Below are 12,293 nucleotides of genomic sequence, written 5' to 3'. Positions count from 1 at the left end.
AAAAATTTTTCTAAAAAAACAAAAATGTCCTCCCCATGTGGAAGGACATTTTTGTTATTATTTTTCTTTTCAATTTCGATAAGTTAGAGGTTTCCAGTTTAAGTTGAATAGTCAAGGTAGAGAGAGACACCAATTTGAAGGTGTAGCAGGACGCTTAACGCCTAGACTTATCTCAATTTCATCAAGAGTGATTACCCTAGTTTGTTCCCTTTATGTTTTTTGGGAGACTGTTCAACAATCTGATCCAAAAAGTTCTTGATTTGTTTTAAATCTTCTTCATATAACCGAATACCTTCCCAATGAAGTTCTTTGTTGGAAAGGAAATCTTCTACGTTAATTTCTCTTGAAGGAGTTACATTTAAAAGATAGTCGACCGATACATGATAATAATTAGCAAACTGGACAAGTTTTTCTAGAGAAGGCTGCCTAAACTCAGATTCATATCCAGAATAAGTGGATTTAGCCACTCCTACTATTTTTGCCGCATTTTCTATTGTTAACTTGTGTTGTAGCCTTAGTTCCCTTAATTTCTCACCAAAACCAAACATAATATCACCTTTAATGTAAATTCATTTTATGACCGATAATAAATGAGCCTTCATCTTTGCTAATTTCTCTTCAATTAATTCGTTGTACCGGTTAAAAGAATTCAAATCATCTGGCGTAAATTCCCTTATTTCTTTTGAAAACAAAACCGTATGTCCAATCATCTTATCATTATACTGAAGTGGACAGCAACAGATGGATTTATAGCTAGACTTTAAAAGATCTCTTTTGTGATTGAGTGATATGATGTCTTCGCCTTTTTCCACATTCGTAATTGCTATGACTCCTTTTCCATAAATGGGGATATCATCGCCGTCAGGAATATCATTTATTACAGAAAGCCCATGGGAATATTCGTTATATAAGGGTTCAACTCTCGAGGATGATCCATTCCACAACTTTTTTTCTTTTTCATCATACAAATAAACCCCACAATTCAAATCATTAAATTGATGCTCCATTAACAAGGTGAAGCGGTTCAACAACATCTTGGTTTCCATAGCCATGAATTCCGCTTCACTGATGATTTTTTTTTCATAAAGGTCTTTGAAAATGGAATTCAAATCGTGTTTGTCTCTGAATCCTGGTTGAATTTCAGAAAGGATTTTCCTTATCTCCTTGGTGTATCGAAAACTTTTTAGTGAGTGCACTATTTTTTCCACTTGCATACCTCTTGTTGGATATTGTATTTATTCTTAATTAATCGTATGGAGTATAACATATTTTTTAAACTTTCAAAATTTAGCATAAACATTTATGGGATACCAAAGAAGTTTTATAGTTGATTCCAAATCATATAATTATCCCCTAAATCAATAATATAAGTGTTCAAACTTAAAACGTCTATGACTTCCAGTAAAACTTCTTTTTCAATAATTTCCAAATTATCACTTGATTCGGGGAGATGAAAATCATCACTTCATCGGTCTTCCCAAATAAGTAAAGGTTGCAAGTGTCCCCTTGCCAGACAATAAACAGAAAAACGGGTAGAATGTTCTCGAAAAGAGAACTTTTTTGTGTTATTATATCTAGTAAGTTGTCATTAGGAAAGTTTTTACATTGCTAATATAAAAAAAATTTATGTTTACTTTTAAATGTCTATTTATAAATTTTATACCTTCCGATACCGCAAACTCTTCGAAAGTTGAGGGCGCAAAGCTATGGCGGAAAGAACTTTGTTCAATGGTTGCCAGGTTGCCGAAGAAAGGTAGGTTAAAAGCCACCTCTTATTCGGGGTGGTTTTTGTTTATGTAATAAAAATATCTATATTTCTATCCTTGAAAAACTAATTAGTGGGTGACTGAATTATGATTGATCATGATAATGATAATGAAAGAGTTAACATATTGATTGTAGATGATCGTCCTGAAAATTTATTAGCTTTAGAGGCTATCATTGAGCGAAGTGATTACAATCTTATTAAAGCATTTTCGGGTGAGGAAGCTTTGATTCATTTATTAAAATATGAATTTGCTGTCATCCTAATGGATGTCCAAATGCCAGGAGTGGACGGCTTTGAAACGGCCAAAATAATAAAAGCACGGGAGAGGACAAAAAACATTCCTATTATTTTTATTACAGCTAATAATATAGACTCAAAACATATTTTTACAGGCTATTCTGTAGGAGCTATCGATTATATTCTAAAGCCATTTGATCCCTTTATTTTAAAGGCCAAGATTGAAATTTTTGTGAAAATGTATAAAATCAACAAAAAAAATCTTCATCAAACAGATATTTTAATAGAGAAAACAAAAGAGCTGGAGACAGCAAATAAAGAACTTTCCTATAAAACTGCCAAATTGCGTGAATCAGAAGCATTAGCAAAGGTCATAAGTGAAACCTCTATCGATTCAATGATTATTATGGATAGCAAAGGAATCATTCTAAATATTAACCCTGCTTTTGAGAAGATGTTCCAATTTGCGAAAAAGGAAATATTGGGTGAAAGTATATACCTGCTTTTTTCTAATGAACAATCTAGGCAGCATGTAAAACATATTTTTGAAGCTTTAAATAATATGGAAGATATAATGGGTAACTCCATTTTAAAAGAAGTTAAAGTTAAGCGGAAAGATGGGACATTATTTTTCGCAGATCTTCAAGTCGGAAAAAAGTATGTTAAAAATAAGTGCATTGTCGCTTGTACCATTCGGGATGTTACGAAAAAAAAGCAGGATAAGGAATTAATAACACATATGGCCTATCATGATGGCCTAACCAACTTACCTAATAGACGGCTATTTAACGATCAGTTAAATTTGGAATTAAAACATGCAAAAGAGCAAAATAAACCATTAGCTATTTTGTATCTGGATATGGACAGATTTAAATTTGTAAATGATTCTCTTGGACATGTTATCGGGGACAGGCTTCTTCAAGGAGTGTCAAAGAGATTGAAAGAATATGTGCGTGCTAATGATTTGATTGCAAGAGTAGGCGGAGATGAATTCAATATTATATTACCCGACACAAATAGAGAGAGTGCAATTGAGATTGCGGAGAAGGTTTTGGACGGTTTTAAGATTCCATTTATCATTGATAAATACGAATTATTTATTACAACAAGCATTGGAATCAGTATTTTTCCGTATGATGGTGAGGATGCATTTGTATTAATTAAGAATGCTGATGCCGCATTATACCGGGCAAAAGAGCAGGGCAAAAACATGCTCAAATTTTTTCATTCTGGTATGAATATTCATTCATATAAATCCTTTATCCTGCAAAACGAATTGAGAAAAGCAATTGAGGGCAATGAGTTGACTCTTTACTTTCAACCGAGAATTGAACTTGAGACAGGAAGCATTACAAGTGCTGAGGTTTTATTACGTTGGAACCACCCGGATTGGGGAGTCGTATTACCATCTGAATTCATTCCATTGGCTGAGGAGACAGCGCAAATTGTCGAAATGGGCGAGTGGGTCTTAAAAGCTGCGTGTAAACAAATTAAAACCTGGCAGGAAATTGGATTAACGCCAATCCGTCTTGCTGTAAATTTCTCACCAAGGCAATTTTTACAAAAGGATTTAACAGATAAAATAAGAACGATCTTAAGTGAAACTGGTATTAGTGCAAAAATGTTAGAGATTGAAATAACAGAATCAACGTTAATGGAAAACGAGGAAAGAATCATAAATGTTTTAAACGATATTAGAAAGATGGGAGTTACCATCAGTATCGATGACTTTGGGACGGGCTATTCTTCCTTAAGCTATTTAAGGAAACTGCCGGTCCATACGTTAAAGATTGATAAGTCTTTCATTCAAGACATTTCAATCAATTCTCCTGACAGCATCGCGTTAGTATCAACGATACTGTCAATAGGCAACAGTTTAAATATGTCGGTCATTGCTGAAGGTGTTGAAACGGAAGAACAATTAGGAATTTTAAAAACGCATCATTGCAAGGAGATTCAAGGTTATTTAATCTGTCGTCCTGTTCCAGAAAAGGAATTCGAACTTTTTATGTTAAATAGGCCAGATCAACAAGGACCACTTAAAAAAGAGTCATTTCCTAATGGGGTAAATAATCCGAATAGTCTTGATAAAAAGATTGAGAATCCAGATCAAAAACAGGAAATCCTTAATGGGGCACTTTCACGCACAAAAGATTTGTACGCTATTTCTTCCCGAGAAATGGAGGTTTTTAAGTTAATCATCGATGGTCTAAGTAATAAAGAGATCTCAGAAAAGTTATTTATTAGTGAACATACAGTGAAGAATCATATTACTCGTATTTTACAAAAATTAAATGTTTCAGATCGTCTCCAGGCAATGGCCATCATCTATCAAACATGCATAGAAGAAAGCCAAAACCTTTTAATTCAGTAAAGAATACTCATGTTCTAGTTAGATATCAATTTTAGGGATTTTCCCCGGAATAGGAGCACAAATGATGAAAATAAAAACTAAGTTACTACTTGGACTTAGTATGTTAATTCTTCTTTGCCTTTTTCTGATTGGCATCGGATGGTACCAGTTATTTAGCTTAAATAATAACGCTAATCTTCTAAAACATAATTATGATACAGCGTCCCTTTCCTTTAAAATCCAGAGGGAAGTGAAGGACGAATCCATAAGCCTCAGGAATATCGTTGCCTTTAGTAATCAGGATTTGATTCAAAAAGATTTAGACTCTATCGAAAAAGAACGAGCTGCTGTCAAAAAAGATATTCGTTCTCTTGAAACGTTGGTCAATAGCACCGAACAGAATCTTATCGTAAAGGATTTAAAAGATCGAAACGATAAATTTAATGACTATATTAATGATGTAACGAAGCAAATAGATGCGGGAAATAAGGACAAAGCCAAAAATATCGTAATGACTAATGGATATCAAATGCAGGAGGAATTTTTCAGCATTATTTCTAGGATAACTGATACTTTTGAAATGAATATGAATTCCTCATTAAGCGTGATGAAAAACGATTTCCAGTGGAAGATGTCTTTAAGCACCATTTTTTCTTTGCTTGGAATTATTATTGGTGTTGGCTATTTATTTAGAACTGTATGGACCATCGCGAATAGACTTAATAAAATGTCACATGTTATGAGTAATGTCGCAAATGGAAGTTCAGATTTGCAAACGAGAATCGAAGTTAAATCGAATGATGAGATTGATGAGGTTGGGCGCTCCTTCAACTATATGGCGGAATCGTTAGAGGAACAGATGATTAAGGAACAAAACCTTAGCAAAGCAAATGAAGAGCAGGCGTAGGCCAATTCAAATATTGCTAAGATCACAACTGATTTGAGCGGTATGCATGAATTAGAATCTATTTCTCAAACATTCCTATCCGTTGTTGTTCCTTTAGTGGAGGCATGTCAAGCAGCTTTCTATATTAAAGAGGCAGATGAGCAGAAAAATGAGCCCGTTTTTAAATTGCTTTCTTCTTATGCATTCAAGGAAAGGAAACACCTGTCCAATCAGTTTAATTTAGGGGAAGGCATTGTTGGTCAAGCGGCGCTTGAAAAAACACCTATTCTCCTTACAGATGTTCCTTCCGACTATATTCGGATAAAATCTGGCTTGGGACAAGGAACTCCCCTGAATGTTTATGTGCTTCCAGTAATCTTTAAAGGAGATGTAATAGCAGTAATTGAATTTGCTTCGTTTGTCCGTTTTAACACGAATCAGCAAAACCTTTTGGAGGAGTTGGTCAATAATCTGGGAATTATCCTGGATAGTACTATGGGAAGAATTCAATTAGCAAAGCTATTAGAAGAATCCCAGGTTTTAATGGAGGAACTGCAGGCACAGTCAGAAGAGCTGCAATCACAGCAGGAAGAGCTTAGAGCTACAAATGAGGAATTGGAGGTACAAGCGCAAGCACTCAGACAGTCCGAGGAAAAACTGCAATTTCAACAAGAGGAATTGGAACAAACCAATTTTGAGTTACGGGAAAAGGCAGAAATCTTGGAAATTCAAAATAAAAAATTTGAAGCTACAAACAAAGAAGTGGAAAGAGCCCGCGCAGAACTAGAGGAAAAAGCAAAACAGCTTACACTGAATTCAAAATATAAATCAGAATTCCTCGCGAATATGTCACACGAATTACGGACACCATTAAATAGTTTATTGATTTTGTCGAAATTGCTTTCCGATAACCATGATGGAAATCTATCAGATAAGCAAATCGAGTTTTCAAGAACCATTTATTCTTCCGGGTGTGATTTGTTAACTATTATAAACGATATACTGGATTTAGCCAAAATCGAGTCAGGCAAGATGGAAGTCAATATAAGCCAGATTAATATAGAAGATTTAGTGAAGTTTGCGGAAAAAAGTTTTAAACCTATAGCATCTGAAAAGAATATTGACTTTAACATTGTATTAAAAGATGGCGTTTCAAGTCAGCTTAACAGTGATGTTCAGCGCTTACAGCAGGTCCTGCAAAATCTTTTATCCAATGCATTTAAGTTTACTACCCAAGGGAAAGTCACTTTGGAAATTGGTTCTGTTAATAATTCAAACATCGGTTCTGCGATGGCTTTTTCCATTATTGATACTGGAATAGGAATACCTAAAGAGAAACAGGAGCTCATTTTTGAAGCCTTCCAACAGGCAGATGGCACAACGAGCCGGAAGTATGGAGGAACTGGGCTAGGATTGTCCATTTGCCGCCAGATTGCATCTCTTCTCGGTGGAGAAATTTTTGTGGAAAGTGAAGAGGGGAATGGAAGTGCTTTTACCTTTATTGTAAGAGACAATAAGGAATCGGAAGAAGTCAAGGATATTTATCCAGTCTTGGGCGAAGCTGCCGTTTCTTTGGAGACTAAAGTAAACAAAAAGTTAAGTGAAGAATTAATAATCGAACAAAGTCAGTCCTCCTCCCTTGAAACTAATTATGGCATCAAGCGGCTCTTAATCGTGGATGATGATCGAAATCAGCGCAATAGCTTAATGGAGCTAATTGGAGAGAAGAACGTCATTATTAAGGCAGTTTCGACGGGTGCTGAGGCACTGGAAGAATTAAAGGTTAGCCAATTTGATTTCATGCTCCTTGATTTAGGCCTTTCGGATACGAATGGATTTGAACTGTTGGACAAGATTATGTCCAATCCTTTCAATGAAAAGTTGGATATATTTATCTATACAGGCCGTGACTTAACATTGAAAGAGGAGATACAGTTAAAAAAGCACGCTCATACAATTATTATTAAAGATTCACATTCTCCGCAAAGGTTAATGGATGAGCTGGGCTTGTACTTAAATTCTGGGAGTGACCTGCAAAATTTTGATACAGAAGAGGATATACAAATTACAGATGTTAGTGGTCTCAAAGGAAGAAAAGTTCTTCTTGTGGATGATGATGTCAGAAATGTATATGCATTATCTAACGTGCTTGAAATGAATGGCATGATCGTTCAATTTGCCGAAAATGGCTGGAAGGCCTTAAATTGCTTGAAGAGGTTTCGGATTTTGACCTCGTTCTAATGGATATTATGATGCCAGAGATGGATGGATATGAAACGATTCGGAGACTAAGGGAAATACCGAAATTCACCAACCTTCCAATCATAGCTTTAACAGCAAAAGCAATGAGGGAAGACAGGGAGAGATGCATGGAGGCAGGTGCATCTGATTATATTATTAAGCCGGTTAATCCTGATCAACTCACGTCTTTGTTGCAGGTATGGCTGCATCCAGATAAAGTGGGTAGGTGAGCCTGGTGAATGATAATTTACCTTATTCATACAATGAAGATCTTGAGAAAATAGAAATTAATCTATTATTAGAAGCGTTGTATGCATGGTGCGGCTATGATTACAGGAGTTATGCCTTTAATTCGATAAAAAGACGAATTTGGCATAGAGTCCATGCAGAAAGATTATCAACTATCACTGGGCTTCAGGAAAAGATTTTACATGATTCCTCATGTTTAAAAAGGCTTATTGCTGATTTTTCGATTAATGTTACTGAAATGTTCCGGGACCCATTGTTTTTTGCAGCTTTTCGAGAAAAGGTTGTACCATTATTGCGTACATATCCATCGATACGTATTTGGCATGCTGGCTGCTCCACAGGGGAAGAAGTGTATTCAATGGCCATTTTACTGCAAGAGGAAGGGGTCTACGACAAGACAAAGATTTACGCTACAGACATAAACGCAGATGTGTTAAAAATAGCGAAATCTGGGGTGTATCCTCTTGATAATATGAAAAATTATACCAATAATTACATCAAATCGGGTGGAAAAAACGCATTTTCGGACTATTACTATGCCGAAAATAGCAGGGTCAAATTTCACCCATACCTTTTAAAAAATGTAGTATTTGCCCAGCATAATTTAGTAACAGATGGGTCATTTAACGAGTTTAATGTTATTTTATGTAGAAATGTATTAATCTATTTTAATAAGACATTACAAGAGAAGGTACATGATCTTTTCTACCAAAGCTTAGGTATGTTCGGCATTATTGGACTTGGTGATAAGGAAACTATTTCTTATACTAAATTTAGTGACCGCTTTGAAAACATATCGGAAAATCAAAAATTATATAAAAAGATAAAATAGCTGTATGAAACCGACATTAATCCGGATCTTTTGATTCGGGTTTTTTATTTTAATTTTCCTCTCCGAGTTTTGTTTTCCACTTAATACTTCTAATAGGAAGTACTTCCTATATTATTGCTTCAATTTAATAGGACTAAAATAGGAGTCACTGGTGATATACGGTAATAGTCATTTATAAGAAAATGGAAATACAAAGTTATTAAACATGCCAAACAACTTCAGTAAGTTGGAAATTAAAACATCAATGCATTGTTTAGATATTAACTCAACATAGAATAACTTTTAAAAAAGAATATTACATTATCGATTGGTTCATTCCCTTTCAATATCCAGTAAGTATTTCATAGGATAAACTTACCAGTTCATGCTGGGGGAATTGTGACGATATTATCTGTAAGGATATTCCTTCGATAATGGCAAACTTATTGAAAGATAAGGACGCAAAGCTACGGGTCTAAGGCTAGAAATAGCTATGATCGCCGGGTTACCGAAAAGGGTTGGAAAATATAAATAGAGTTTAATAGTCCATTAGGTCTATGAAGCTGTATTTATTGTGCTCACCAATCTATTGGTGAGCTTTTTTGTTTTCAGAATAATTTTTACGGGGGCATTGAAATGGCTGTTGAAATGAAAAGTGGATTATTAGAAGAACATATACGTGGAATTTTACATTTAATTGGTGAAGATCCTGATAGGGAAGGACTACTGGATACACCAAAACGAGTAGCAAAAATGTACAGAGAAGTATTTGCAGGAGTGGGTGTTGATCCAGAAACCGCTCTTACCACTACATTTGCGGAAGAGTACGAGGGAATGGTTGTTGTTAAAGATATTAATTATTATACATTTTGCGAACACCATCTTATCCCATTCTTTGGAAAAGCCCATATTGGCTATATTCCGAATGGAAGAGTTGTAGGATTGAGCAAATTTGCCCGTTTGGTCGAGCTTGTATCTCAGCGCCCGCAGGTCCAGGAAAGAATGACACAGCAAATCGCTGACGCAGTCATGAACGTTCTTCAGCCAGAGGGTGTGATTGTCAGTGTTGAAGGGCAGCACCTTTGCATGTGTGCCAGAGGGGTAAAAAAGCCAGGCAGTTCTACAGTGACTACCATTAAAAAATGTGCATTTAAGGAGACTGTCTCGTTGGCGGAAGAATTTGAACGAGCACTCTTAAGAGATTAATAGGGGGAAAATCTATGCTCTATCTTTCAAGAAAAATGTACTTTTCAGCGGCGCATTCCTATCGAATTGATGAATGGGATGATGAACAAAATAAGCAGGCTTTTGGTGCTTGTAGCAATTCAAATGGCCACGGACACGATTATACGCTGGAAGTCTTGGTAAAAGGAAAACTCGACCGTAGCTCGGGCATTGTGGTGAATATTACCGATATCGATAAAGTAGTGAAAGAATTTGTTCAAAAGGAATTAGATGGAAAATTTTTGAATAAGGAAAATGATTATTTCAAAAAGAATATCCCAACAACGGAAAATATCACGACTTTTATCTGGAATTCAATAGATGGAAAGATTGATAACTGTCATCTTCATAAAATCCGTTTGAGAGAAAATGATTCCTTATATTCAGAGAAGGAGAGATCATCAATGGTTCGATTAACGAGAAAATATCATTTTTGTACAGCACACCGTTTACATAGCGAGCATCTTAGCAATGAAGAAAACATTGCCATTTTCGGAAAATGCAACAATCCATTCGGCCATGGGCATAACTACTATTTAGAGGTAACAGTAAGCGGAAATCCTGACCCTGTAACAGGGATGATTGATAATCTTTCAGATATCGATCGAATCGTTGACCAGGAGATTATGCAGAAATTTGATCATAAGCATTTGAATCTCGATACGGAAGAATTTAAAGATTTAAATCCAACTTCTGAAAACGTGGCTGTTGTCATTTGGGACTTACTGGAGCCGAAACTCCCTAAGTTATTCAAGGTTGGCTTATTCGAAACGGAGAAGAACTATTTCGAATATTTGGGTCCAGAAAATGAGTAAAGTAATGGAAGAAAATTTGTTACTAAGTGGAAAAACCATTGCCATTACAGGGTCAAGCAGAGGAATTGGAAGGGAAATCGCCTCTCTGGTAAAGAATTATGGTGGAAATCTAGTTTTAGGAGCACGCGGCAATAAAAAGAAATTAATTGGAAATGTTTTGGAATTACCATTAGATGTAACCGTTGAAGAGTCCGTAAAGGCTTTTTATGAACAAGCTATACAGCACTTCGGAACCATTGATGTACTTATTAACAGTGCTGGAGTTGGAGCTTTTTCCAGTGTTATCGATTCCTCCACTGAGGATTTTGATCGGATGATTGCCGTTAATTTACGCGGAACGTATCTTGCTTGCAAATATTTTGGAAGGCATATGGTAGAAAGAAAAAAAGGGCATATCTTAAATTTGGTGTCGATTGCTGGTACAACCGCTTTACCAGGGTGTGGAGGATATTCGGCTTCAAAATCTGGAGTAATGGGACTTACAAAAGTATTACAAGCTGAGCTTCGCCAAACAGGTGTGCAAGTTACATCCGTTGTACCCGGTGCTGTTAGCAGCAGTTTCTGGGACGGGATCGAGCCAGCACCGCATAGGTCAAACATGATTCCAGTGGAAACGTTGGCCAAGCACTTGCTATACCTGATTAACCAACCATCGGGGGCATATGTAGATGAAATAACGATCATGCCGCCACTAGGAATTTTGTAAGGAGGCAAAATTGAGTTGAGACGGTTCTTCAATTTTTTTAAAAATTTTTCTGAATCCACTCGCACCAACTTCCGTCCCTCCCTTCGGATTTATCTTATTCTGAAATGAGAATAAAAATTAGAAGAGGTTTTCTTGCAAGAGAGATAAGCCAATATCTTGGTTTAACCATTACAGAAGGGGATACATTGTTCTACCAATCCTTAACTCAGCTATCATTTATTCATTCAAATGATGAAAATCAAATCGAGTTTGTACTCCATTTAAGTGAGCTAATGCTGAAATGGAATGAACAACAATTGGATATTGTTAATCAAATTAACAGTTTAAATATTAAAAATAATTTACAAAACTCGATGTTAAAGGCATATCACACATATGAGAAGGAATTATTTTTACGGCAGCCACAATCTCTCAAAAAAGATAACCAGGATCCATTTCAACAAGAACAAAGCAAGTGGGAAGTATATCGAGATGTTATGTTTGCTGCCACACAAGGCCGATTTTTACTAATTTCAGAAATAGAAGCCAGTAAATATAAAGTAGGAAATGTGTTTTGTGAAGGGATCATCAAAGAACGTTCTGATATACCGGCATGCCGTAACCTTGCCAGGGAGTGTCTTGAGCTGAAGGGCTTCAATAAAACGAAGGTGATGAGCTGGCTGCTGGTTTTGTCCGAAGCAATTACGAATACGATTAAACACGCTGAAGAAGGAAAAATGACGTTAGTAGAAAGCGAACAAAATAGTGAAATTCGTTTTGTAATAGAAGATAGAGGGCGGGATTTTGCCTGCAGGAATTGCCTAAGACCACTTTATTGGAAGGGTATTCCACCAAAAAATCAATGGGCCAGGGCTTTACTTTAATGATGAAAATGGCCAAACAAGTTTTATTATGTACTTCCCCTAAAGGATCGACTATTATTCTAACTTTTGAATCAAGTCTGGAGAAGGATCAAAAATAAATTTCTAAGGGTTAGGATATGGACTTGGCTTAAGTAATTAAA

At 35.9% G+C, this 12,293-nt stretch carries 11 protein-coding genes and 2 riboswitches; of the genes, 9 read left to right on the top strand and 2 right to left on the bottom strand.

All coding sequences use genetic code 11. The features are described from left to right. Positions 1–191: 191 nt before the first annotated feature. A complete protein-coding gene (locus RCG23_RS06005; protein ID WP_308178982.1) occupies positions 192–548 on the bottom strand; it encodes a helix-turn-helix domain-containing protein in 357 nt (118 codons plus the stop codon). A 21-nt stretch (positions 549–569) separates the two neighbouring features. Beyond that, positions 570–1,208 (bottom strand): GAF domain-containing protein, encoded by a 639-nt coding sequence (locus RCG23_RS06000; protein WP_308178981.1) that lies wholly within the window; start codon positions 1,206–1,208, stop codon positions 570–572. 455 nt (positions 1,209–1,663) lie between these two features. Beyond that, positions 1,664–1,748, top strand: a riboswitch (cyclic di-GMP riboswitch). Positions 1,749–1,853: 105 nt separating this feature from the next. Here RCG23_RS06000 and RCG23_RS05995 point away from each other — a divergent pair. From RCG23_RS05995 to RCG23_RS05955, 9 genes are all read left to right on the top strand, one after another. After that, entirely contained in the window at positions 1,854–4,379 is a 2,526-nt protein-coding gene (locus RCG23_RS05995) for an EAL domain-containing protein (protein ID WP_308178980.1), read from the top strand. Between the two features lie 61 nt (positions 4,380–4,440). Next, positions 4,441–5,265 (top strand): HAMP domain-containing protein, encoded by an 825-nt coding sequence (locus RCG23_RS05990; protein WP_308178979.1) that lies wholly within the window; start codon positions 4,441–4,443, stop codon positions 5,263–5,265. 42 nt (positions 5,266–5,307) lie between these two features. Beyond that, the gene (locus RCG23_RS05985) at positions 5,308–7,485 is read left to right on the top strand and encodes an ATP-binding protein (RefSeq protein ID WP_308178978.1); all 2,178 of its coding nucleotides are present in this window, start codon (positions 5,308–5,310) and stop codon (positions 7,483–7,485) included. Continuing rightward, entirely contained in the window at positions 7,449–7,715 is a 267-nt protein-coding gene (locus tag RCG23_RS05980; RefSeq protein WP_308178977.1) for a response regulator, read from the top strand. Before RCG23_RS05985 ends, RCG23_RS05980 begins: the two co-directional genes overlap by 37 nt. 5 nt (positions 7,716–7,720) lie before the next feature. After that, on the top strand, positions 7,721–8,566 hold the full coding sequence (locus RCG23_RS05975) for a CheR family methyltransferase (RefSeq protein WP_308178976.1): 846 nt from the start codon (positions 7,721–7,723) through the stop codon (positions 8,564–8,566). Between the two features lie 405 nt (positions 8,567–8,971). Continuing rightward, a riboswitch (cyclic di-GMP riboswitch) is annotated at positions 8,972–9,058 on the top strand. A gap of 123 nt (positions 9,059–9,181) precedes the next feature. Further along, on the top strand, positions 9,182–9,751 hold the full coding sequence (gene folE / locus RCG23_RS05970) for a GTP cyclohydrolase I FolE (RefSeq protein WP_308178975.1): 570 nt from the start codon (positions 9,182–9,184) through the stop codon (positions 9,749–9,751). 14 nt (positions 9,752–9,765) lie between these two features. After that, a complete protein-coding gene (locus RCG23_RS05965) occupies positions 9,766–10,584 on the top strand; it encodes a 6-carboxytetrahydropterin synthase (protein ID WP_308178974.1) in 819 nt (272 codons plus the stop codon). A 4-nt stretch (positions 10,585–10,588) separates the two neighbouring features. Next, entirely contained in the window at positions 10,589–11,290 is a 702-nt protein-coding gene (locus tag RCG23_RS05960) for an SDR family oxidoreductase (protein ID WP_308178973.1), read from the top strand. A gap of 104 nt (positions 11,291–11,394) precedes the next feature. Then, complete coding sequence (locus tag RCG23_RS05955) at positions 11,395–12,153, top strand: ATP-binding protein (protein ID WP_308178972.1); 759 nt, start codon at positions 11,395–11,397, stop codon at positions 12,151–12,153. The last annotated feature ends 140 nt before the right edge of the window (positions 12,154–12,293 follow it).

The sequence above is a fragment of the Neobacillus sp. PS3-34 genome (assembly GCF_030915465.1).
Taxonomy (GTDB): Bacteria; Bacillota; Bacilli; order Bacillales; family Cytobacillaceae; genus Neobacillus_A.
The sequence above is the reverse complement of the archived record's forward strand: the minus strand, read 5'-3'. Positions and strand labels throughout refer to the sequence as shown.

What these genes read in the sequence shown, in the direction of transcription:
- RCG23_RS05985 (WP_308178978.1), top strand. Translation starts at nt 5,308, where the DNA reads ATGCATGAATTAGAATCTATTTCTCAAACATTCCTATCCGTTGTTGTT.
- RCG23_RS05955 (WP_308178972.1), top strand. Translation starts at nt 11,395, where the DNA reads ATGAGAATAAAAATTAGAAGAGGTTTTCTTGCAAGAGAGATAAGCCAA.
- RCG23_RS05995 (WP_308178980.1), top strand. Translation starts at nt 1,854, where the DNA reads ATGATTGATCATGATAATGATAATGAAAGAGTTAACATATTGATTGTA.
- RCG23_RS05960 (WP_308178973.1), top strand. Translation starts at nt 10,589, where the DNA reads ATGGAAGAAAATTTGTTACTAAGTGGAAAAACCATTGCCATTACAGGG.
- RCG23_RS05990 (WP_308178979.1), top strand. Translation starts at nt 4,441, where the DNA reads ATGATGAAAATAAAAACTAAGTTACTACTTGGACTTAGTATGTTAATT.
- RCG23_RS06005 (WP_308178982.1), bottom strand. Translation starts at nt 548, where the DNA reads ATGTTTGGTTTTGGTGAGAAATTAAGGGAACTAAGGCTACAACACAAG.
- RCG23_RS05965 (WP_308178974.1), top strand. Translation starts at nt 9,766, where the DNA reads ATGCTCTATCTTTCAAGAAAAATGTACTTTTCAGCGGCGCATTCCTAT.
- folE (WP_308178975.1), top strand. Translation starts at nt 9,182, where the DNA reads ATGGCTGTTGAAATGAAAAGTGGATTATTAGAAGAACATATACGTGGA.